Raw genomic sequence first — 21,133 nt, forward strand, 5'->3', positions numbered from 1 at the left:
AGCTCGCCCTGGGGCATGCCGCCGTTCGCCGCGCCCATCCCGGACGACGAGCCGCAGGAGCCGCCCAAGGGGCGCCGGCCGTACAGCTCGCCGACGGCCGAGCCCGAGGTCGAGCCGCGCCGCCGCCCCCGCCGCGTCGTCAACCGCCCGGACAAGCTCGTCGCGGGCACCCCGCTCCATCCGCCGCGGGAGGCGCCCGAACGGTCCGAGCCGGACGCGGAGCCCGCCCCCGAGCGGTCGTCCCGGCCCGCGCCGCCGTACCGGCTGGTGTATCCCGTCCCGGAACGCGCCGAGGCCGCCGCGCCCGCGGAGGAGCCGACGGAGTACGACGAGACCCCCGAGACCCCCGAGGTTCCAGAGGTCCCCGAGGTCCCGGAGCAGGACGGCGAGCCCGAGGTGCGGCGCGTCGGACGCCCGCCGGCGGGCCGCCCCACGAGGCCGGACCTCCTCGTCGCCACCGACGGGGCGCGCCAGGGGTCGAGCGGCCGGCACCACAGAGGCCCGGCACCCTCCGCCGTGCGCAGGTCCAGCCCCGTACGCCGCCGCAACAGGTCCACCCCCGTCGCCCTGACCCTGGCCGTGGCGATCCTGGTGGCCGCCGGCGTGCTCGTGTGGCAGTGGACCTCGGACGAGGCCCCCGGGCTGCGGCTGGAGGCGGGCACGGGGCGCTCGGGGGACGAGCTGTTCACCGTGCCGGCCGCTGGAGAGGGCGCCAACCAGAAGCTCAACGACATGACGTCCGTGGGCCGCGCGGTCGTGGCGGTCGGCAGCGACACGACGAGCCCGACCCCGCGCCCGCTCTTCCTGTTCTCGCCGGACGGCGGCAAGACCTGGCAGCTCGGTCAGGTGAACGGCGCCTCCACTCCCACGGTCCAGCGGGTCGTCGGCGGCGGCGGGCGCTGGCTGGCCAGCGGCGGCGACGGCGTGTCCGGCGAACGCGGCCTGTGGACCAGCACCGACGGGTTCAGCTGGACGGCCGTGGAGGCGGCGGGCCTGGCCGCGTTCAGGGCCGGTGACCAGATCAACGACATCGCCAGGACCGCCTCCGGTTTCGTGGCTGTGGGACGCACGACGGGAGACGACGGCGGTTCGGGCCCCGCGGCCTGGCGCTCCGCCGACGGCCGGACCTGGGAGCGGGTGGAGACCCGGGAACTGGAGGTACGCGAGATCAGGGCGGTGGTCGCCAAGGGCGACACGGTCGTCGCCATCGGAGACCCCGCGGTCGGCGAGGGATCGCGGGTGCTCCGATCGGCGGACGGCGGGCGGGACTGGCAGGCGACCGCGTTCCAGCTGCCCGAGGTCGCGCCGCACACCGGGATGGTGGCCGTGTCGCCCAAGAGGTTCGTGCTGGTGCCGACGCGCTTCCCCACGTTCACCGGTGACCTGCGCGTCTACTGCTCGCCGACCGGGGCGCAGTGGTCGCAGTGCGGCTCCATCGGCGGCCTGAGCGGCGAGAGCACGGGCGTGGAGACGTTGATCTCCTACCCGTCGGGCATCGCGGCGATCACGCAGGCCGGCCTGGGCCGCTACTCGGTGCTGACCAGCACCGACGGGCGCTCGTGGAGCAAGCGGACCGACCTCGGCAACCTGCCGGGCGCGACGCTGCGCGGGTTCACGATCGCCGACGGCGGCACCCTGTTCGCCGGTGGCGACCAGGCGGTGTCCGACGTCGACAACCAGCTCGTGCTCATGGCCGCGCCCCCGCGCGACGGCGCCTCACGCGTCCAGCTCGGCCAGGTCGAGGGCCTGACCAGGATCGCCCGCGAGACCAACGCGCTGGCGAGCTTCGCCGGCCGGTACGTCGCCGTCGGCTCGGCCTCCGGCGACGCGGGCCTGTGGACGATCAGGGACTGGGTGAGCTGGAAGTCCATGAGCCTCGGCGGCCCGGGCAAGCAGACGCTGGAGGACGTGGCGCACGGCAGCCGCGGCTGGCTGGCCGTCGGCTCTACCGAGACGAACGTGGCCCTCACCGACCCGCTCCTCGTCACCTCCGCCGACGGGGAGAGCTGGAAGAAGGTGAACGTCACCGGCGACCTGGCCCGCGACCCGAACGCCCCCTCCCTGGAGACCCACGTCGTGACGGCCGGCAAGGAGGGCTACGTGCTGGCCGGCGAGGCCAAGGACCAGATGGGCGCGACGAGCGCCGCCATGTGGTTCACCCCCGATCTGCGCAAGTTCACCAGGTCGAAGAAGCTGCCGCAGGGCGGCTCCGGGGTGCGGATCTACGACGCCGTCGCCACCGGGGACGGCGGCTACGTGGCCGTGGGCGGCTCGGGCGGGGCCGACCAGGAGAGCAGCGTGGTCTGGCACTCCTCGGACGGCGTGAACTGGAGCGCGCGCAAGCGCGTGGTCCCGCCGGACGCCACGTCGGCCGGGCTACGACGGGTCACGACTTATCAGGACAAACTGGTGGCCGTCGGCACGGCCGTGTCGGGAGGTTCGCGGCGTGCCTTCGCGGCGGTCTCGGACGACGACGGCTCGACCTGGCAGACGGCCTGGCTGCCCGCGGACCAGGCGGCGGCGGTGTACGACCTGGCCGCGGCGGACGAGGGGCTGGTGGCCGTGGGCTGGCACGGCGTGCCGGGAGAGGGTGACAGCGCGGCCTGGACCTCGCAGGACGGCCTGTCGTGGAACCGCATGGCGCTGACCAAGGACCGGCTGGCCGGGCAGGGGGCGCAGTGGCTGACGGCGGTGGCCGTGTCGGGGTCGGAGGTCGTGGCGCTCGGGCGGTCCACCACGTACAACGCCGACCACCTGATCCTCTGGACCTCCAGCCTCACCTCGAACCGGTAGGACCGAGCGGTGCCACTTCAGGCGCCGCTCCAGCCGGGACCGGGCGGATGGGCCGGGCGGATGGGGCCGTGTCAGCGGGGCAGCACGCCCCAGTCGGTCAGCGACTCCAGGAGGCCGGCGGTGAGCGGCAGCCGCGCCAGCTCGTCCGTGCCGCACCAGCGCACGTCGTCGGCGTCGTCCCCGGCCACGGGCACGCCTCCCGTCACGGTGGCGAGGTAGTCGCGGATCACGTACGTGGCCCCGCCGAGGCCGGGGCGGTCCACCGTGCCCGCCAGGCGGCCCACCTCCACGCGCAGCCCGGTCTCCTCCAGCACCTCGCGCCGCACGCCGTCGGCGTCCGTCTCCCCGGCCTCCAGGCGGCCACCGGGGATGGACCACAGCCCCTTGCCCGGCGGACGTCCCCGCTTGATGAGGAGCAACCGATCAGAGGAGTCGAAAATAATCGCGCCGACACAATTTACGCGCACATGACCAAGATTACGACGGGACAACGGGAAGCGGCCTTGACGGGCCGGTGCCGGAGAAAGCACCGTGGGTAGTTGTGAGAGCGGCTCCTACCTGTCCACGGTGCTTTGGCCCGCTTCACGGGCCGAGTGCGTGGTCGAGCGCCTACCGATGCGACGCGCACGGTGATGTCCTGCCCTACCAGCCTCCGTGGCCGCCGACCGGTACGGCGCTGGAGGCCATCCGCAAGAGCGCCGTGGTGCCCGTGTGGCTGCCGTGGCCGTTGCCCGCCGGCTGGCTGGTGACCGGCTTCGGGGAGGTCGGTGACGAGCGCACCGGCGCCCGGGCCAGCGTGGTCGCGCTGACGGGGCCGTCGCTGACGGAAGGCCCCGCCGACCTGCTCGTCATCGCGGAGGAGCCGGGCATCGGGCTCGGCGCGGCGTTCGCCGGGCTGGACGGCCCCGACCCGGGCGAGGGGTTCGACTCGGGGCCGCCGAACGCCAAGATCGGCGTGCTCGGGCATCCCACCGCGCTGTGGTGCGTGGACGGCGCCGACGACCGGGCCGTCTACGCGGGCGAGGCGCTCGGCAACTGGCTGTGGGCCATCGCGTGGCCGGCCGACGCCGGTTGCATGATCGCGCTCGCCGAGCTGTCGTTGCTCGACGTCCGCGATCACGAGCTGGACGTGCCGTTCGGTGCGTTCTCGCCCCGGCTCGAGGATTAGGCGCGCTTTCACGCTCCTGATTCGCGCTCTGATGCAGACGGGCTAGAGTTCGGAGGCGTGACAGCGCGTATCGAGCGAGTGGTGACCGAGGGCGTCGTCGACATCGACGGCACCGAGCACAAGGTCGAGAACAACACCTGGATCATCGGTGACGACGACGAAGTCATCGTCATCGACGCGGCGCGTGACGCCGAGAAGATCCTTGAGCAGGTGGGCGAGCGGGAAGTGCTGGCCGTCATCTGCACGGCGGGCCTGCCCGACCACGTCTCCGCGGCCATCGAGGTGGCCAGCCGGGACGAGGCCGTGGTCGCCCTGCACCCCAAGGACAAGCCGCTGTGGCGGGAGACCTGGCGGGAGACCTGGCCCGACATCGACATGGAGGACGACGGCATCTTCGGTGTGGCCGACGTCCAGCTCGACGTCATGGAGACGCCCGGCATCTCACCCGGCGGAGTGTCGCTCTACTGCGAGGGGCTCGGGGCCGTCTTCACGGGCAAGGCCCTGCAGGCCGACGGGCCCGGCAAGCTGGGCGGCGAATACCCCGCCCTGCCCGACCAGCTGACCTCGATCGGCGGGCGGCTGTTCACGCTGCCGGCCGAGACGCGGGTGCTGGCCGCCCACGGCGACGAGGTCACGATCGGCGACCTCGAGCCGCACTTCGACGACTGGGTGTCGGGCTCGCTGACCCGTACGGAAAGCGCCGATGACGGCCCCCTGACCGACGGGACCAGGCTCTCCGGGATCAAGCTCGACCCCGACGACGAGTGACGCGCGGGAGAGCCTTCACGAGGTGGAGGCCATGAGCGCGGCTCAGGGGCAGCTTCCGCTGGACGGGATGCCGCGGCGGCTCTACTCGTGCACGCCGTCGCGGTTGAACGCGTGGCTCGACTGCCGCCGCCGCTACCGGTTCAGCTACCTGGACCGGCCGCAGCCGTCCAAGGGCCCCGCGTGGGCGCACAACAGCGTCGGGGCGAGCGTGCACAACGCGCTGGCGGGGTGGTGGCGGGAGCCGTACGACCGCAGGACCCCGCTGACCGCCGCCATCCTGGTCACGAACGGGTGGATCGCCGAGGGGTTCAGGGACGTCGAGCAGTCGGCCCACTGGCTGGGCCGGGCCCGCGACCTCGTCTCCGGATACGTCGCGACCTTAGATCCGAGCGACGATCCGGTGGGCGTCGAGCGCACGGTCGCGACCCGTACCAAGGTCATAGCCCTCTCCGGCCGCATCGACCGGCTCGACCGGCGCGGTGACGAGCTGGTCGTGGTCGACTACAAGACCGGCCGCCGGCCGCTCACCGAGGACGACGCCCGCTCGTCCCTCGCCCTGGCCGTGTACGCGGTCGCGGCCTCCACGATGATGCGCACGCCCTGCCGTACGGTCGAGCTCCACCACCTGCCGACCGGCGAGATCCTGGAGTGGCGGCACACCGAGGAGTCGCTGGCCCGCCACATCGGGCGCGCCGAGGACGTCGCCACGGAGGCGTCGGCGGCCGACGAGCGCTACCGCGCGCTCGTGCCCGCGCCCGCCAAAAAGGGTTCCGCCGCCTCGCGCACCGCTTCGGGAGAGCGGCCGTCCGTCGGACCGGCGGCGGTGCCGGACGAGATCGACGAGCTGTTCGCGCCGAGCCCCGGCCCGATCTGCTCCTGGTGCGACTTCCGCCGCCACTGCCCGGAGGGCCGGTCGGCGGCCCCCGACCGCAACGCCTGGGACGGCCTCGCCGAGTGACCCGCCTGCCGGGGCGAGCGGCGGAGGGGACCGCTCGCCTCGGCTGATGGCTTTTGCCGAGGGATGCCCAGTTTCCCGCAGAGAACAGTGGTAATGACGGGAAAGTGGCACCTATCGGGCGGTTACCCGCGGCAGTGGCGCTGGGCACACTCTTCAACCCCCTGAACTCGTCCATGATCGCCGTGGCCCTGGCCAGCATCGAGGCCGAGTTCCACGTGGGCATCGCGGCCGTGACGTGGCTGGCCGCCGGGTTCTACCTGGCCGGCATCCTCGTTCCGCCCGTGATGGGCACGCTGGCCGACAGGCTGGGCCCGAGGCTGGTGTTCTGCGCCGGGCTGGTGACGATGGCCGTCACGGGCGTGCTGGCCGCGCTGGCCCCCTCGTACCCGGCGCTGGTCGGGATCAGGCTGCTGCAGGCATTCGGGAGCTGCGCGACGATGCCCGCCGGGATGGCGATCGTGCAGGCCGTGATGCCGGGCGAGGACGGGAGGCCGCCGCCGCGCGTGATCGCGACGATCTCCATGGTGCTCACCGCCAGCGCCGCCGCCGGTCCGGTGCTCGGCGGGTTCCTGGTCTCGTTGTGGGGCTGGCGGGCGATCTTCCTGGTCAACGTCCCGCTCGCGGCGATCGCGCTCACCGCGGCGCTGCGCTGGCTGCCCAAGGTCCGCGTGGACGGCGCCCAACACGCCCTGCTGCCCCGGCTGAGGCCCGGGCTGCTGGCCACGTGCGGCCAGTTCGCCCTGGTCAACGTGGTGTTCTACTCGGCGTTCTTCGTGGTGCCGCTGTGGGCGCAGCGCTCGGCGGGACTGCCCGCCCACATCGCCGGCCTGCTGGTGCTCCCCATGGCCGGGCTGGCGATCGTCATGACGCCGGTCGCGGTGGCGCTGGCCGCGCGGGCGGGGATGCGGACCGTGCTGGTGGCCAGCGCGGCGCTGCTGCTCGCCGGCTCCTGCCTGGTCCCCGCCGTCGGCCCCGTCTGGCTGGTGCTGGTGGCGGCGGGGCTGCTGGGGGTGGCGTCGGCGCTCAGCCAGTTCGGGCTCAACTCGCTGGTCTTCGTGCACGCAGACAGGAGCGAGACCGGGGTCGCCGTGGGGTTCTTCCAGTCGTCCAGGTACGTGGGCGCCGCGACCGCGTCTACCCTGCTCGGCGTGCTGTTCGACGGCGGGGGCATGGGCCGCAGCGGATGGACGATGGCCGCCGTGTCGGCGGTCGTGCTGGTGGGCGGCACGCTCCTGCCGGTCAGGCGGCCGGCTCCGGCGGCCACCGGCGGGGATCGGTCAGGCCCTTGAGCCCCTTGCTCACGTCGTACCCGGCCGCGCCGAGACGCTCCCTGGCGGCCCGCAGCATCTCCCTCGTGGCCGGCATGAACGCGTGGTCGTGCACCGGCTCCGGCAGCGAGTTCATCCCCAGCCTGAACGCCCTCAGCGCGGCCGTGACCGTCGAGCGCGGCACCTCCGGCAGCGCCCCGTACATCCGCCTGGCCCAGTCAGGCAGCGTGTAGTAGCACAGCGCGCCGAACGGGAAGTAGGCGGGCTTGCCCGCCGACAGGAGCCTGAGCTCGTGCGGCAGCCTCGGCCACATCAGGAAGCGCACGGCCGAGGCCGCCTCCTCCGTGACGCGCAGGCCGGCGCGCGCCTGCTTGAAGTAGGCGTCCATCTCCGCGCACGAGCCGGGCACGTCCTCGGGGTGCAGGCCGACGTACGCGGCGCTCTTGCGCTGCTCGTAGAGGTAGCGGTCGGCCTGGCGCTCGGTGAGGCCCAGGCCGCCGCGCCTGGCCACCTCCAGGTACGACGACACCTCCGCGCAGTGCACCCACAGCAGCAGCTCGGGATCGTCCACCCGATGGGTCCGGCCGGTGTCGGGATCGTGGATGCGCAGCGCCTTGTGGATGCCGCGCACCCGCCTGCCGATCTCGTCGGCCTGCTCCGGGCTGCCGAACGTCACCCGCCCCACGAAGTCCGCCGTGCGGCGCAGCCGCCCGAACGGGTCCTCCTGGAAGTTGGAGTTCTGCCAGACACCGCGCATGGCCAGCGGGTGCAGCGCCTGCAGCATGAGACCGCGTACGCCACCCACCCACATCGACCGGTCGAGATGCACCTGCCACGTCGCGCTCTGCGGTGGCTGCGCGACGATGTCCTCGATGTTCGCCATAGTAAGTAAAGAATTACATGGCATTGGACCTGGTGTCCAAGTAGTGTTTCTCGGCCGCGTTCCAGAACCTCACCAGCGCCGCCGCCGTCGTCTCCGGCGCCTCGACGGCGGGCGAGTGGACGGCGCCGGGCACGACCACGGACTCGGCCCCGAGCCTGGCCGCCATCTCCGACTGCGCCTCGGGCGGCCACCCGTCGTCGTGCTCGCCGTACAGCACCAGCGTGGGCACCTCGACCTGGCGCAGCTCGTCGGTGCGGTCGTGCATGCTCAGCACCTGCTCGGCCATGCAGGCCAGCGCGGTCGGAGAGTTGGTGAGCAGGCGCTTGCGCAGGAAGGCCAGGATCTCGTCGGACACGTCGTTGGACAGCGCCTCGGGCTCCAGCCGGTGGTGCCACACGTGCTCCAGGCCGAACGCCTGGACCTCTTCCATGATCTTGCGGCCGTTGACCGCCCGCTTGCCCTCGATGCCCGAGGGCCCGGACCCCATCAGCGTGAACGACGCGAACCTCGTGCGCCCGTCGATCACCGCCTCCCTGGCCACCAGGCCGCCGAAGGAGTGGCCCACCAGGTGAACGGGGTCGCCGCCGCCGATGATCTGGGCGAGCGCGTCGACGTCGGCGCCGAGCGCGGGGCAGGTGTAGGCGGCGGGGTCGTCGGGGCCCGGCGTCTCGTACTGGCCGCGCAGATCGACGGCGATCACCCTGCGTCCCGAGTGGGCCAGGGTCATCAGCACCGCGAGGAAGTCCTCCTTGCTGCCTGTCAGGCCGGGGACCAGGAGGGCGGGCCAGCGCTCAATCACACCACTGACCGGGAGGGCCTCCAGGACCGCGAACGTGCCCTGTGGCGTTTCGATCTTCTGTGGTGCGACGCCAGGAGGCAGATCGAGGAATCGCGGCGTACTCACGTGGGGCAACAATACCCAGAGGTCAGCGGCTCGACACCGTCATGGGCATCACGCAGGGCAAATGCGGCTCCTCGCCGGAAGCCCCCCGGACGCGCCCAGAGCGCCTCAGGACGGCCCGCGGGCCCTTACCCAGAAGGCGCGCACCCGATGCGGGTACGCGCCTCCCAGGCGGTGCTCAGACGGCGCTCAGCCCGTGCGGCGGCGGTTGCCGCCCCCGCCACGGGGCTGGCGGCGCTGCTGCTTGCGCTCCGTGGCCGCCGACGGGGCGATGTCGTCGTCGTCCGAAGCCAGGTCGGGCGACTGGAAGATCACCGTGAACGGGTTCGGCGGGACGATCCGCTCCGGCTCCGTGCGCACCGGCGGAGGCGGCGTCGAGAGGAAGCTCGGCGCCGACTCGCTGACCGGAGGAGCGGGCGGGGCCTCGGCGACCGGCACCGGGTCGGCGGCGCGGCGGGAGCGGGTGCTCTTCGCCGGCGCCTCCTCGACGGTGTCGGCCTCAGGGGCCGCCGTGACGGCGGCGGCCCGCCGCGACCGGGTGGCCTTGACGGGTGCCTCGGGAGCCTCGGCGAGCGCCTGCTTCGACCGGACGGCCTTGACGGGCGCCTCGGGGGCCTCGGCGAGCGCCTGCTCGATGGCAGACGAAGCCGCCCCCCTCCGCGTACGCGTCCGCTTCGGCTCGGCGGCCGCCTCGATCTCGTCCGTCGAGAAGATCGCGGGAGTCTCCTCCGTCTTGGCATCCACGAGCTCGACCTCCTGAGTCTCGACGGCTGCGGTCTCAGCCAGCTCCTTGCCGCCACGGGTGCGGCGGCGCTGGCGCGGCGTACGGGCAGGGCGCTCTTCGCGGCGCTCTTCGCGCTCGTCGCGGCGACGGCCGCCACGAACACGTGCCCTGCCGGTCTCCCCGAGATCCTCGAGGCGCTCCGCGGACAGCCCCGCACGCGATCGGCTCGCGTGCGGCAGGACGCCCTTGGTGCCCTCGGGGATGTTCAGCTCGGAGTAGACGTGAGGCGAGGTGGAGTAGGTCTCCTCGGGATCGGCGAAGTCGAGCCCGAGCATCTGGTTGATCATCTTCCAGCGGGTCAGCTCCTCCCACTCCACGAACGTGACCGAGATGCCCGTGCGCCCGGCCCGGCCGGTGCGGCCGATGCGGTGCACGTACGTCTTGTCGTCCGTGGGGCAGTCGTAGTTGACCACGTGGGTGACGTCGTCGATGTCGATGCCGCGGGCCGCCACGTCGGTGGCCACCAGCACGTCGATCTTGCCGTTGCGGAACGCGCGCAGGGCCTGCTCGCGCTGGCCCTGGCCGAGGTCGCCGTGCACGGCCGCGACGGCGAAGCCGCGCGTGTCGAGCTGTTCGGCGACCATGTCGCAGGCCCGCTTGGTCTCGCAGAAGACCATCGTGAGCCCGCGGCCCTCGGCCTGCAGCAGCCGGCCGACGATCTCGATCTTGTCCATGCGGTGCGCGCGCCACACGAGCTGGCGGACCTGCGGCGTGGTCTCTCCCTCGCCGCTCTCGTGCTCGGCGCGTACGTGCGTCGGACGGTTGAGGTACTTACGGGACAGCGTGACGATCTCGCCCGGCATGGTCGCCGAGAACAGCATCGTCTGCCGCTGTCCGGGGATCAGGTTGAAGATCCGCTCTACGTCGGGCAGGAAGCCCAGGTCGAGCATGCGGTCGGCCTCGTCGAGCACCAGGGTCGTGACCTGGCTCAGGTCGAGGTGCTTCTGCTTGACCAGGTCGAGCAGGCGTCCGGGGGTGCCGACGATGACGTCGACCCCGGCCTTGAGCGCCTCGATCTGCGGCTCGTACGCGCGCCCGCCGTAAACGGTCAGAACCCGGGATCCGAGCTTGCCGGCGGCGGTGACGAGGTCTTCGCTGACCTGCGTGGCCAGCTCGCGGGTCGGTACGACGACGAGCCCGCGGGGCTTCTTGCGGTTCTTGCGCGGCTTGCCGATGCTCTGGAGCATGGCGATGCCGAACGCGTAGGTCTTGCCCGTGCCGGTGCGCGCCTGGCCGATAAGGTCCTGGCCGCTCAGGGCAAGCGGGAGAGCCATCTCTTGGATGGGGAACGGTGTGACGATGCCCTCGGTCTCGAGGGCATCGGCGATCTCAGGTGTGACTCCGAGGTCTCGGAAAGTCGTCAGCGTGGCCTGCCTCAGTTCTCAAATGAAGGCGGGCCTGCCGGGACCGACGGGCATGAAACAGCCCCCGTTACGTGGGTCCTCGCGGTAGAGCCAGCCCTCTCGCGTCATCAGCGACCGCGCACCCGGAAGTGGGGGTATTCGGGAGAAACCCCCGAATTTACACAGTGCGGTCGCACTTTCACAGAGCAGTGTACTCGATACCACAACGCTGGCCGAGCTTACGTATGTTCCCGAAGATTCACGGAAGTACGCTGCCACTCATGAAGGAGTCTCCAGGAGTCGTCGATCTGCTCGGGGTGCTCGCCTACGCCGAGCTTAGTGCGTACGCGCGGATGACCGAGGACGCCGCCACGCTGGCGCCCTCGCTGGCCGACCGCGCGGCGCTGAGCGAGCTGGCCGTGACCGAGTACGCCCATTTCCGCCTGCTGCGTGACCGCCTGGCCGAGTTCGGGGCCGATCCCGACGAGGCGATGTCGCCGTTCGTCGGCGCGCTCGACGCCTGGCACACGCAGACCAGGCCGGCCGACTGGCTGCAGGCGCTGGTCAAGACGTACGTCGGGGACGGGATCGCGCTCGACTTCTACCGGGAGGCGGCCAGGCACCTCGATCCCTCGATCGCCAAGCTGGTGGACGAGGTGCTGGTGGACGAGGGGCGCTCGCAGTTCGCGGTCGAGCGGGTCAGGGCCGGGATCGAGGCGTCGCCCGCGGTCGCCGGACGGCTGGCGCTGTGGGCGCGCCGGCTCGTTGGCGAGGCGCTGAGCCAGGGGCAGCAGGTCGCCTCGGCACGGCCCGAGCTGGCGCTGTTGCTGGTGTCGGGGGAGGGTGCCGCCGATATTTCCCGACTTTTCGCGACGTTGACGGAGGCCCACAACAAACGCATGGCCGCCCTGGGCCTCTGACCGTCCCCGAACACGGCCCCCGAAACCACCGGGACGGCGATGGTTGCCATGCGGGCCACGGCCAGCGTTGCGCCACCCGGCCGCTCCACCGGAGCTGAGGTGGGTGTGAGGGCTGTTGCTCGGGTCGCGCCACCCGGCCGCTCCACCGGCGCCGAGGTGGGTGTGAGGGCTCGTGTCGCGCCACCCCGGCCGCTCCGGTGGCGCCGAGGTGGCTGTGGGGCCGTTGCGCCGCTCCCCGCACGCCTTCTCGCCGACGCAGCGCTGAGGGCGTGCTTTTGGGGTGGCCAGTGGGTGCGCACTGCCCCGCGAGCCCGGGGCGATCGGGCGCGGTCGCCATGCGCCGACCTCTCGCAGCCGCATCGCCCCACGGGTGCGGGGCGATCGCCGGGGGTGGTGGCAAGCCCTGGGAGGGGTACGGCCGGGTGAGCCGTACCCCCAGGTCAGGAAACTCCTAGAGGGTGCCGCCGAACCCGACGGGCCGGGCCTGGTCCTCACCGATCTCAACGAAACCGATCGAGGCCACCGGCACCACCACCCGCCTGCCCTTCAGGTCGGTCAGGGCGAACACGCCACGCTCGACCGACAACGCGTTCCTGATCTCCTCTTCGACCTGCTCAGCGGAGAGTTCGGTCTCGACAACGATTTCGCGGTGTACAGAGCGTACGCCGATCTTGACTTCCATCGTGGCTCCCTAGTCGACGGGTTGGCTCACTCCCATCGTGGCGGCTCGAAGCCGGGAAGGGGCCAATGATCGCGCCCAGCGAACGGGTTATGCCGTACGCGGAAAACCGCTGATGCCGCGCCAGGCCAGCCGGGCCATGAGTTGTTCGGCCGCGTCCTTCGGGATCGAGCCGTGCTGGGTCACCCAGTAGCGGGCGCTCACCTCGGCCATGCCGACCAGCCCCACGCCGAGCAGGTGCGCCTCGTCGCTGGTGCAGCCGGTGTCCTCCTGGATGAGCACGCTGACCATCTCCGCGCACTCCTGCAGCGAGCGTTCCACGCGCTGCCGCACCGGCGCGACGTTGCGCAGGTCGGACTCGAACACCAGCCGGAACGCCTCGCCCTGCGTCGAGACGAAGTCGAAGAACGCGCTGAACGTGGCCTGCACGCGGAGTTTGTTCTCGTGGGTGGAGGCCAGCGCCTCCCGGCAGCGGTTGACCATGTCGTCGACGTGGAGGTCGAGCAGCGCCAGATAGAGCTCGAGCTTGCCGGGGAAGTGCTGGTAGAGCACCGGCTTGCTGACCCCCGCACGATCGGCGATCTCGTCCATGGCGGCCGCGTGATAGCCGTTCTCCACGAACACTTCCTGCGCGGCGCTCAGGAGCTGCCGGCGGCGGGCGAGTCGGGGCAGCCGGGTGCCCCGGGGCTTCGCGTCCGGGGTTGCGGTCACGCGGGTCTCCATAGGTCTCTCAGCGGGCTGTGCGGACATCCTACGTGCGGGCAGAGCAGATGTTCATTGCCTTGCTCCGCTCCCCAGTCCGGGCAACGGCGCTCCTCAGCGCCACGAGGCGGGCTCGGTCGCCGCGGAGCCGTACTCAGCGATATTCGTCGTCGTCGAGATCCACCACGCGGTCCTGATCGGCCGCGTCGGCGGGGTCGACGTCGAGCGGCAGCTCGCGGCGCTGCCTGCCGGCGCTCTGGCGGATCTCGAAATGCTGCTCCGCGGCGTCTGCCTCGGGCGTCTCGATCGACAGCTCTGCCTCGTCCTGGTCGTAGGAGAGCTCGTCCCCGCGTGTGTCCATCTCCGACATCTTCTGGTCCCCCTCTTGGTGTGGACGGCACCAGCCTACGCCCGGCCGAAAAGGTCGCCGCGTTTCTCCACTCTGGCGAGTACGTCGGCCGCCGTGAACACCAGCTCCTCAGGCCGTTCGCAGCCCTCGACCTCCGTCCACCTCAGCGGTGTCGAGACGGTCGGCAGCTCCCTGGCCCGCAGCGAGTAGGGCGCCACGGTGGTCTTGGCCGGGTTGTTCTGGCTCCAGTCGATGAACACCTTGCCGGGCCTGGCCTTCTTCGTCATCACGCTGACGACCTGCCGGGGGTGCTCCTTCTCGAGGAACTGGGCCAGCCTCTTGGCGTACGCGGAGGGCTCCTCGCGGCCGTCCCAGTCCGCGTACAGCTGCATGCCCTTGTTCCCGCTGGTCTTCGGCAGGGCGGTGAGCCCTTCGGCCGCCAGCACCTCGCGCAGCATGAGGGCCACCCGGCAGCACTCCACGATGGTCGCGGGCGGGCCGGGATCGAGGTCGAACACGAGCGTGTCGGGCGGCAGCGCCTCGCCGTCCTCGTCGACGCGCCACTGGGGCACGTGCAGCTCGAGCGCGGCCAGGTTGGCGTAGTAGACGAGCGTGGGCAGGTCCTCGATGACGGCGAAGTCGATGGCCTCGCGGTTCTTGGTGCTGCCGGGGACGGGGAGTTTGACCCGCCTGACCCAGTCCGGGGTGTGGTCGGGGGCGTTCTTCTCGAAGAAGGACTGGCCGCCGACGCCGTTCGGGTAGCGCTTGACGGTCAGGGGCCGGCCCCGGAGGTGGGGGAGGAGCACGGGGGCCACGCGGCTGTAGTAGTCGATGACCTCGGCCTTGGTGAAGCCGTACTCGGGGTAGAGGACCTTGTCCAGGTTGCTCAGCGTCAGCGCTCGCCCGTCGACCTTTACCGGCACCTTCGCCGGGCTGTTCACAGCGTCACCTCCGAGGGGAGCTTGTCGGGGCGCAGACCACGCCACACGGGGTGGCGCAGCCGCTGCTCGTCGGTCCACATCGTGTAGGCCACCTCCCCGACCAGATCCGGCCTAACCCACCGATTCCGCCACGGGACCGCGTTGCTGAAAGGGCTGTGCGGGATCTCCAGCGGCCGCATCCGCCGGTGGAGCTCGTCGAGCACAGTGTCGGTGAACCCGGTTCCGACGTGCCCCACGTACGCGAGCCCACGATCGGTGAACATCCCCATCACCAGCGAGCCGATCCCGCCCGCCCGGCGCCCCTTGCCGGGCTTCCAGCCGCCGATCACGACCTCTCTGGTACGCAGGTGCTTCACCTTGATCCACCACGGGGACCGGGTGCCCGGCCGGTAGGGGGAGTCCAGCCGCTTGGCGACCACACCCTCCAGGCCCTGCTCGGAGGTGGCCGTGAGCAGGTCGGAGTCGCCGGGGAAGTACGGGGGCGCGCCGACGTCCAGCTCGTCGAGCAGTGCCCGCCGGTCGCGGTAGGGCAGGTCGAACATCGGCGTGCCGTCGAGATAGAGCAGGTCGAACGGCATGTACGTGATGGGGTACAGCTCCAGCATGACCGGCTCGGGATCGGTCAGGTGCATCCTGTGCTGCAACCGCTCGAAGCTGGGCCTGCCGTGCTTGTCGAGCGCGACGACCTCGCCGTCGATGATCGCGTTCTTGATCCCGAAACCGGATATTTCCGGATACCTCCGCGTGTATTCGACACCGTGCCGCCCCGTCACCCTCAGTCCGCCGTCAAGATGGACGACGGCGCGGATGCCGTCCCACTTGACCTCCAGTCCGTACCTCTCGCGATCGGGGGGTAGTTCCCCAGGTACGGCCAGCATCGGTTCGACGGGGTATGGCATTGGTTGCCCCATGACGGGTATGTGCCCATTGGCGAATGATTGAGAGCTGAGGAGTGACCATGCGCAGCATCTGGAAGGGTGCGATCTCCTTTGGCCTGGTCACGATACCCGTCAAGCTCTACTCCGCCACCGAGCAGAAGGACGTGACGTTCCACCAGGTCCATCGTGAGGACGGCGGCCGGATCCGCTACAAGCGCGTGTGCACGCAGGACGGCGAAGAGGTGCCGTACTCCGACATCGCCAAGGGCTACGAACTGCCGACGGGCGAGATCGTCGTGCTCACCGACGAGGACTTCGAGGATCTGCCGCTGAGCACGTCCCGCAGGATCGACGTCCTCCAGTTCGCCCCGGCCGAGCAGATCGACCCGATCTACTTCGCCAAGTCGTACTACCTGGAGCCCGACGCGCAGGGGGCGAAGCCGTACGTGCTGCTGCGCAACGCCCTGGAGAGCTCGGGCCAGGTGGCGGTGGTCAAGGTGGCGCTGCGCCAGCGCGAGTCCCTGGCCACGCTGCGGGTACGGGACGGCGTCTTCGTCCTGGAGACCATGCTCTGGCCCGACGAGATCCGCACGCCGGACTTCGGCTTCCTCGAGGAGGACATCGAGGTACGGCCTCAGGAGCTCCAGATGGCCGAGTCCCTGATCAGCACCATGGAGTCGGACTTCGACCCGAGCGAGTACCACGACACGTACCGCGAGGCGCTGCAGCAGGTGATCGAGGCGAAGGTGGCGGGCAAGGAGGTCATCCCGGCCCGCGAGGAAGAGGAAGCCGGACCGGCGGTCGACCTCATGGCCGCGCTGCGCGCCAGCGTGGAGGCCGCGAAGCGGGAGCGGGAGGGCGGGGCCGCCAAGCCCAAGAAGGCCGCCGCCAAGTCCAAGGACGAGGAGAAGGCTCCCGCCAAGCGCAAGCCTCGCAAGACGGCCTGAACACTTTCAGAACCTCTCTCAGCGGTTCCGCATGCCTCCCTAAGGGAGGCGCTCCACGGCCTCGCCGACGCTTCTCGCGTTGAGCCTCTGGCCGCCTTTCTCAGGCATTCACCCCACCGCGAGGTGGGGTTTTCCGTGCTGCCCTCGGGGCCTCTTCGACGCGATCACCGAATAGGACATATCCGGATAAGTCGTGTCATTTCACTCTATAAATCTTTAATGCAAGCAATAAGATTGTTAATGCATAGCAAAACCGGCTAGGTGCCGTTTGTTGGGCTGCTGTCTGGAAATGACACATCATGGATGGCTCTTCGGCAGGCGTCCAAGACCTCTTTCCGGGATAACCGGAAATGTCGAGAACGGGGCAATCGATCCTTTAGGGGGAAAACGCAATGCCCAAGCTCAAGACTGTTTTCGCGGGTCTCGCCGTCAGCACGGCGCTGACCGGTGGCGTGGTAGCCGCGGGCGCGGCCACGACCTCGGCCAGCGCCGGCGCCGCCGCTCAGGTCAAGTCCGCCGCCTCCGTCCTCGCCAATGGCTGCGGCGGCGGGGGCTGGCGCCGTTGCGGCTGGGGCGGCGGCGGCTGGGGCGGCGGCTGGGGCTGGCGTCGTCACCACCAGAACAGCCGCGTACGGGTCAACGTCCACAACCGGAACATCAACATCAACCGGTTCGAGCGCGAGCGCGAGCGCGAGCACCACCACCACAACAACGGCGACAACTGGTCATAGCCGTGTGCTGACGGCGTGGGGATGACCGCGTTCTCGTGGTTGGGGGATTTCCCCGCGCCTCCACGGCGGCCTTTCGACAAGGGCTCCCCAGACCTTAGGGCTGGGGAGCCCTGCTGTGTCCGGATCTATGTGAGGTGCGGCGTTTGCGCAGAATCATGGGGATGTCTGTGGTGGGCCAAATGACGGCAATTCCAGTTTGCTTGCTGTTTCAGCCGGAAATATGCATGATGCGGATGATTCGTTAAGGATCATCCGGGGCGTTTCCTAGTCGATCGGGTTTTTGGGGATTGGCCGGGAACGTGAGGAACGGGGCAATCGAACCTGTAGGGGGAAAACGCAATGCCCAAGCTCAAAAGTGTTATGGCCGGCCTCGCCCTGAGCACGGCCTTCTCCGGCGGCGTGGTCGGCGTGGGCGCGGCCATGTCCGCGGCCGACGCGGCGACCCAGGTCGGCACCGCCACCTCCGTCCTGGCCAGGGGCTGCGGCGGCGGCGGGGGCTGGGGCCGCTGTGGCTGGGGCGGCGGCTGGGGCGGCGGACGCTGGGCCAACTGGCGCCACCACCGCATGCCCCGCATCAAGATCATCATCATCAACACGAACCGCAACCGCAACGTGCAGCAGCGCATGGACGAGCGCCACGAGATGGACCACCACGAGGACAACAACCAGCCCACGTGGCAGTAGAGCTCACCGCACAGGCGAACCGGTGGCGCGGACCGCGCCACACCAGGAGTCCCCTGAGCGATGAAGCTCCGGCCACGCCGATCGAGTGCCCGTATTCACCGGGTCCCGACGTCTGCCCCGACAGCGACGACGTCGACCCACCGAATACGGGCACTCGACGTGTCTCCTACCGCCGGCGCCCGAAGACGGTCCCGGCCGTGGCCAGTGGGGGCAACCCCCGAAGAGGGCGGGACCGCCCTCTTCTCGGGGAACGGACGGTCCATGGCGATGACGGCCGGCGCCGGGGGACAGGGGCGCTCGGCTTGTCGGAGGCCGCATGAGGCGGGGCGACGACCGTAGAAAACAGAAGTGAGTGCCCGTATTCGCTTGGGCGGCGCCGGTCGGAGGGTGGCGCCGGTCCCGATGAATACGGACACTCGTTTGGCGTGGGCGGATGTCATCGCTCGGGGAACTCCGCCCGCTACGGCGGCCTCAGAGGCGCGCCAATGCTCAGCTCAGTGTCTGAGTCCTACCACTCGTCACGGTGGCCACCGTTGATGTTGTGGTTTTGGTTGACGATGACGATCCGGACCCGGGCGCCCCTGTCGTGACGGCCCCAGCCGCCGCCCCAGCCGCGACCGCCCCAGGCCCAGGGGCCGCCCCAGCGGCCACCCCAGCGGCCGCCCCAGCCCCCGCCGCACCGGCGCCAGCCCCCGCCGCGGCAGTTGCCGGCGAGGACGGGGGCGGCGGCGGACTTGACCTGGACGGCAGCGCCGGCCGGCGATGTGGCCGCGCCCGCGGCTACCACGCCACCGGTCAGCGCCGAGCTGACGGCGAGACCCGCGATAACACTCTTGAGCTTGGGCATTGTTTTCCCCCTAAAGGTTCGATTGCCCTGTTTCACGCCCCCCGGCACAGGCGGATACAGATCCGGCCGCATCGGGGAAACGCTACGGACGATTCCTAGGGAATCTCCCGCACGCTGCATATTTCCGGACAAATCACCAGCAAACCGGAACTGCCTTGATTTGGTGGACCACAGACTCCCTCATGGCCGAAACAAAAGATTCCACCCCACTTAGCCCCGTCCCCTGTCGTACTGGTATAAGTCCGCCGGCCACTGCAGCCTCGCCGTGCAACGCAGTGAGGGCTCCCCCGGCCAAAGGCCGGGAGAGCCCTCACTAAACCCCCCGCGGAAGACGAGAAGATTGGACCTACCCGAAGGTGCGGACGTTCATCCTCCCGCCATTAACACACGGCTTTGTTACCAGGTACGCCGGCGGCGCTCCGGCCTGTTGTCGTTGACGTTGTCGTTGCGGATGACGACGCAGACCTCGCCGCCGCGGCGGTGGCGACCCCACCAGCCGCCGCCCCAGCCGCCGCCCCAGCCGCCGTGGTGACGGCGGCACTGCCGGCGGTGACGGTCACGGTCGCGACGGTCGATGACGATGTTGCGGCCGAGGTCGTCATCGAGAAGGCCGTCGTCGATGCCCTCGTCGAAGTCGTCGTCGATGCCGGTGAGGATGGATGAGGTGTTGAGCTTGATGGCGTCGGCGCTGACCGCAGTGGTGGCCGCGCCCGCGCTGACCATGCCGCCGGTCAGCGCCGTGCTGACGGCGAGGCCTGCGATAACACTCTTGAGCTTGGGCATTGCGTTTTCCCCCTAAAGGATCGATTGCCCCGTTCTCGACGTTTCCGGGTACCTGAAAACAGGTCTTGGACGGCTGCTGAAGAGTCATCCATTGAATGTCATTTCCGGGGCGACGGGCGGGCAAACTGGAGAGACCCTATTTTGCTATGCATTAACAATCTTATTGCTCGCATTAAAGATCTATCCAATGAAATGGCATGATATGTCCGATTGTGGCGCAATTGATAGGGCGGCCACGCATGGCAATGCTCGCGCGCCGGCCTGGCCTGTCGTCATCGGCCGTGCCGGTTCTGCGAGTGGTGATTTGCCTGCCTGCGGTGCCGCCCCCGGACCGATGAAAGTCCGCGAACATATCGATGGCCATTACCCCGGACGCTTCGCCTACGTCCGGCGTCATTATTCGGAGGACGCCATTGTGCGCCCTCCGAAAATGTCTCCCGCTTTTTGCGGCACCCGGCAGTGGTGCGTTCGAGGCTGGTCTGTCCCGCCATTAACGGTGCGTTCCTCAACCGTCACGCTAAGTGCTGCTGGTTGTCATGCTTTCCGACCTTGGTGCGCCATAAACGATGAACGGTGCCTTTTGCCACACTCTTGGCATGCGATGAGATCGATTAGACCTCTAAGCCGCGATATATGGCGATATGTCCGAACACGGTGATGATCGCCACCGATCCGCCCGCCGGCCCGGATCCGGGCCCCGCGCCGGGCCCCGAGACGCCGTCACCCCTGCTGGGGATCGCATCAGCGGGGTGTTTGAGGCATGTGTGACGGTGTGTACCTGATGCCGGAAAAGGTGATGTAAGCGGGCTTCTGTACCGAATCCAGACCCCACCCAGGCGGGGTGGTTATCGTTGAGAGAACGAGAAGGAACGGCGGGGAGGACGCATGATGGCGAAGCCGGTCCCGGACTGGCCGGGTCGCATGATCGGCTCGGTGCACGTCCGATCGACGAGTGACCACCGGGGACAACGTGAGCAGGCCGTCTTCGTGCACGGACTGGCCGGGTCGGCCACCAACTGGACCGACCTCATGGACGAGCTCAAGGACACGGTCACCGGCCACGCCCTCGACCTCCCGGGCGCGGGCTTCTCGCCCGCCCCGGCCGACGGCGACTACACCGTCGCCGGCCACGCCAGGGCCGTGGCCGAGCTGATGGAGCACACGGGCCCGGCCCACCTGTTCGGCAACTCGCTCGGGGGCGCCGTCGCCGTCCGGGTGGCCGCCACCCGCCCCGACCTGGTCCGCTCGCTCACCCTCGTCTCCCCGGCCCTGCCCGACCTGCTCCCCAGGTACGGCCCCGTCCGGGTGGCCGCCGCCGCGGTGCCCGTACTGGGTGAATGGGTGGCGAGCAGGCTCCGCCTGGTGCCCGCCGAGCATCGTGTCAACGCCTCCGTGGCCATGGTCTGGGCCAACACCGACTCCGTCCATCCCGTACGCCTGCGCGACGCGATCGACGAGCTCCGCAGGCGCGACGACCTCCCCTACTCCGGCGAGGCCATGATCGGGTCGGCCAGGGGCATCGTGGCCGAATACTTCCGCCGCGGCGAGGACAACCTGTGGCGCCAGGCGGCCAACGTCAAGGCCCCGACCCTGATCGTGCACGGAAGGCATGACCGGCTGGTCCGGCCCGCCATGGCCGCGAAGGCATACCGTACGTTCCCGCAGGTCCGGCTTGTCTTGCTGCCGACGGCGGGTCACGTGGCGATGATGGAGATGCCGCAGGTCGTGGCGGCGGAAGCACGCCGTCTGATCCGTGAGACTCGATTGGGGAATGCCCCACTCGCCAGCTAGGTTTCAAGGTGAGAT

At 70.1% G+C, this 21,133-nt stretch carries 21 protein-coding genes; 10 read left to right on the forward strand and 11 right to left on the reverse strand.

Going from position 1 to position 21,133, the window contains the following annotated elements; translation table 11 throughout:
* Positions 1-15: 15 nt before the first annotated feature.
* Positions 16-2,793: a hypothetical protein gene (locus AB0J87_RS31725; protein WP_363970968.1), complete on the forward strand. Its 2,778-nt coding sequence runs from the start codon at positions 16-18 to the stop codon at positions 2,791-2,793.
* 71 nt (positions 2,794-2,864) lie between these two features.
* On the opposite strand, the gene AB0J87_RS31730 is transcribed toward AB0J87_RS31725, so the two are convergent.
* Positions 2,865-3,260 carry an NUDIX hydrolase gene (locus AB0J87_RS31730; protein WP_355197165.1) on the reverse strand — a complete coding sequence of 132 codons (396 nt, stop codon included), beginning with the start codon at positions 3,258-3,260 and terminating at the stop codon, positions 2,865-2,867.
* A gap of 74 nt (positions 3,261-3,334) precedes the next feature.
* On the opposite strand from AB0J87_RS31730, the gene AB0J87_RS31735 reads away from it, so the two are divergent.
* The 4 genes from AB0J87_RS31735 to AB0J87_RS31750 all read left to right on the forward strand — a co-directional run bounded on the left by AB0J87_RS31735 (position 3,335) and on the right by AB0J87_RS31750 (position 6,976).
* On the forward strand, positions 3,335-3,961 hold the full coding sequence (locus AB0J87_RS31735) for a DUF6758 family protein (RefSeq protein ID WP_363970970.1): 627 nt from the start codon (positions 3,335-3,337) through the stop codon (positions 3,959-3,961).
* Between the two features lie 57 nt (positions 3,962-4,018).
* Entirely contained in the window at positions 4,019-4,729 is a 711-nt protein-coding gene (locus tag AB0J87_RS31740; protein WP_363970972.1) for an MBL fold metallo-hydrolase, read from the forward strand.
* Between the two features lie 31 nt (positions 4,730-4,760).
* A complete protein-coding gene (locus tag AB0J87_RS31745) occupies positions 4,761-5,687 on the forward strand; it encodes a PD-(D/E)XK nuclease family protein (RefSeq protein WP_363970974.1) in 927 nt (308 codons plus the stop codon).
* Positions 5,688-5,791: 104 nt separating this feature from the next.
* Positions 5,792-6,976 (forward strand): MFS transporter, encoded by a 1,185-nt coding sequence (locus tag AB0J87_RS31750; RefSeq protein ID WP_363970976.1) that lies wholly within the window; start codon positions 5,792-5,794, stop codon positions 6,974-6,976.
* Here AB0J87_RS31750 and AB0J87_RS31755 read toward each other — a convergent pair.
* From AB0J87_RS31755 to AB0J87_RS31765, 3 genes are all read right to left on the reverse strand, one after another.
* Positions 6,927-7,838 carry an oxygenase MpaB family protein gene (locus tag AB0J87_RS31755; RefSeq protein ID WP_363970979.1) on the reverse strand — a complete coding sequence of 304 codons (912 nt, stop codon included), beginning with the start codon at positions 7,836-7,838 and terminating at the stop codon, positions 6,927-6,929. The two genes, AB0J87_RS31750 and AB0J87_RS31755, sit on opposite strands and share 50 nt — an antisense overlap.
* 13 nt (positions 7,839-7,851) lie before the next feature.
* Positions 7,852-8,742, reverse strand: a complete 891-nt coding sequence (locus AB0J87_RS31760; protein ID WP_363970981.1) for an alpha/beta hydrolase — start codon at positions 8,740-8,742, stop codon at positions 7,852-7,854.
* A 186-nt stretch (positions 8,743-8,928) separates the two neighbouring features.
* On the reverse strand, positions 8,929-10,797 hold the full coding sequence (locus tag AB0J87_RS31765) for a DEAD/DEAH box helicase (protein ID WP_363970983.1): 1,869 nt from the start codon (positions 10,795-10,797) through the stop codon (positions 8,929-8,931).
* A gap of 350 nt (positions 10,798-11,147) precedes the next feature.
* On the opposite strand from AB0J87_RS31765, the gene AB0J87_RS31770 reads away from it, so the two are divergent.
* A complete protein-coding gene (locus tag AB0J87_RS31770) occupies positions 11,148-11,786 on the forward strand; it encodes a ferritin-like fold-containing protein (RefSeq protein ID WP_363970985.1) in 639 nt (212 codons plus the stop codon).
* 451 nt (positions 11,787-12,237) lie between these two features.
* Here AB0J87_RS31770 and AB0J87_RS31775 read toward each other — a convergent pair whose 3' ends face one another.
* The 5 genes from AB0J87_RS31775 to ligD (AB0J87_RS31795) form a co-directional block, all read right to left on the reverse strand.
* Positions 12,238-12,468, reverse strand: coding sequence for a DUF3107 domain-containing protein (locus AB0J87_RS31775; RefSeq protein WP_363970989.1), 231 nt, complete (start codon positions 12,466-12,468; stop codon positions 12,238-12,240).
* An 87-nt stretch (positions 12,469-12,555) separates the two neighbouring features.
* Positions 12,556-13,176, reverse strand: coding sequence for a TetR/AcrR family transcriptional regulator (locus tag AB0J87_RS31780; RefSeq protein ID WP_313043020.1), 621 nt, complete (start codon positions 13,174-13,176; stop codon positions 12,556-12,558).
* Between the two features lie 145 nt (positions 13,177-13,321).
* A complete protein-coding gene (locus AB0J87_RS31785; RefSeq protein WP_355197151.1) occupies positions 13,322-13,528 on the reverse strand; it encodes a hypothetical protein in 207 nt (68 codons plus the stop codon).
* 44 nt (positions 13,529-13,572) lie between these two features.
* Positions 13,573-14,457, reverse strand: coding sequence for a non-homologous end-joining DNA ligase (gene ligD / locus AB0J87_RS31790; protein WP_363970992.1), 885 nt, complete (start codon positions 14,455-14,457; stop codon positions 13,573-13,575).
* Positions 14,454-15,356 carry a non-homologous end-joining DNA ligase gene (gene ligD, locus AB0J87_RS31795; protein ID WP_363970995.1) on the reverse strand — a complete coding sequence of 301 codons (903 nt, stop codon included), beginning with the start codon at positions 15,354-15,356 and terminating at the stop codon, positions 14,454-14,456. Before ligD (AB0J87_RS31795) ends, ligD (AB0J87_RS31790) begins: the two co-directional genes overlap by 4 nt.
* A 59-nt stretch (positions 15,357-15,415) precedes the next feature.
* Between ligD (AB0J87_RS31795) and AB0J87_RS31800 the strand changes: the two genes are divergently transcribed.
* The 3 genes from AB0J87_RS31800 (at position 15,416) to AB0J87_RS31810 (ending at position 17,697) form a co-directional block, all read left to right on the forward strand.
* Positions 15,416-16,282, forward strand: a complete 867-nt coding sequence (locus AB0J87_RS31800; RefSeq protein WP_363970997.1) for a Ku protein — start codon at positions 15,416-15,418, stop codon at positions 16,280-16,282.
* A 392-nt stretch (positions 16,283-16,674) separates the two neighbouring features.
* Entirely contained in the window at positions 16,675-17,013 is a 339-nt protein-coding gene (locus tag AB0J87_RS31805) for a hypothetical protein (RefSeq protein WP_355197145.1), read from the forward strand.
* 339 nt (positions 17,014-17,352) lie between these two features.
* Positions 17,353-17,697: a hypothetical protein gene (locus tag AB0J87_RS31810; protein ID WP_363970999.1), complete on the forward strand. Its 345-nt coding sequence runs from the start codon at positions 17,353-17,355 to the stop codon at positions 17,695-17,697.
* A gap of 508 nt (positions 17,698-18,205) precedes the next feature.
* Here the strand turns inward: AB0J87_RS31810 and AB0J87_RS31815 are convergent.
* Together AB0J87_RS31815 and AB0J87_RS31820 are read right to left on the reverse strand one after the other, a co-directional pair.
* Positions 18,206-18,544: a hypothetical protein gene (locus AB0J87_RS31815; protein WP_363971001.1), complete on the reverse strand. Its 339-nt coding sequence runs from the start codon at positions 18,542-18,544 to the stop codon at positions 18,206-18,208.
* Between the two features lie 396 nt (positions 18,545-18,940).
* Entirely contained in the window at positions 18,941-19,327 is a 387-nt protein-coding gene (locus AB0J87_RS31820) for a hypothetical protein (RefSeq protein ID WP_363971003.1), read from the reverse strand.
* Positions 19,328-20,212: 885 nt separating this feature from the next.
* Between AB0J87_RS31820 and AB0J87_RS31825 the strand changes: the two genes are divergently transcribed.
* Positions 20,213-21,118 carry an alpha/beta hydrolase gene (locus tag AB0J87_RS31825; protein WP_350725430.1) on the forward strand — a complete coding sequence of 302 codons (906 nt, stop codon included), beginning with the start codon at positions 20,213-20,215 and terminating at the stop codon, positions 21,116-21,118.
* The last annotated feature ends 15 nt before the right edge of the window (positions 21,119-21,133 follow it).

Source organism: Nonomuraea sp. NPDC049625 (assembly GCF_040675285.1).
GTDB classification, from domain to species: Bacteria; Actinomycetota; Actinomycetes; order Streptosporangiales; family Streptosporangiaceae; genus Nonomuraea; species Nonomuraea angiospora_A.

Coding starts and splice junctions, on each gene's coding strand:
- AB0J87_RS31725 (WP_363970968.1), top strand. CDS start 16: ATGCCGCCGTTCGCCGCGCCCATCCCGGACGACGAGCCGCAGGAGCCG.
- AB0J87_RS31745 (WP_363970974.1), top strand. CDS start 4,761: ATGAGCGCGGCTCAGGGGCAGCTTCCGCTGGACGGGATGCCGCGGCGG.
- AB0J87_RS31755 (WP_363970979.1), bottom strand. CDS start 7,838: ATGGCGAACATCGAGGACATCGTCGCGCAGCCACCGCAGAGCGCGACG.
- AB0J87_RS31765 (WP_363970983.1), bottom strand. CDS start 10,797: ATGGCTCTCCCGCTTGCCCTGAGCGGCCAGGACCTTATCGGCCAGGCG.
- AB0J87_RS31770 (WP_363970985.1), top strand. CDS start 11,148: ATGAAGGAGTCTCCAGGAGTCGTCGATCTGCTCGGGGTGCTCGCCTAC.
- AB0J87_RS31775 (WP_363970989.1), bottom strand. CDS start 12,468: ATGGAAGTCAAGATCGGCGTACGCTCTGTACACCGCGAAATCGTTGTC.
- AB0J87_RS31785 (WP_355197151.1), bottom strand. CDS start 13,528: ATGGACACACGCGGGGACGAGCTCTCCTACGACCAGGACGAGGCAGAG.
- ligD (WP_363970995.1), bottom strand. CDS start 15,356: ATGCCATACCCCGTCGAACCGATGCTGGCCGTACCTGGGGAACTACCC.
- AB0J87_RS31800 (WP_363970997.1), top strand. CDS start 15,416: ATGCGCAGCATCTGGAAGGGTGCGATCTCCTTTGGCCTGGTCACGATA.
- AB0J87_RS31805 (WP_355197145.1), top strand. CDS start 16,675: ATGCCCAAGCTCAAGACTGTTTTCGCGGGTCTCGCCGTCAGCACGGCG.
- AB0J87_RS31810 (WP_363970999.1), top strand. CDS start 17,353: ATGCCCAAGCTCAAAAGTGTTATGGCCGGCCTCGCCCTGAGCACGGCC.
- AB0J87_RS31815 (WP_363971001.1), bottom strand. CDS start 18,544: ATGCCCAAGCTCAAGAGTGTTATCGCGGGTCTCGCCGTCAGCTCGGCG.
- AB0J87_RS31820 (WP_363971003.1), bottom strand. CDS start 19,327: ATGCCCAAGCTCAAGAGTGTTATCGCAGGCCTCGCCGTCAGCACGGCG.
- AB0J87_RS31825 (WP_350725430.1), top strand. CDS start 20,213: ATGATGGCGAAGCCGGTCCCGGACTGGCCGGGTCGCATGATCGGCTCG.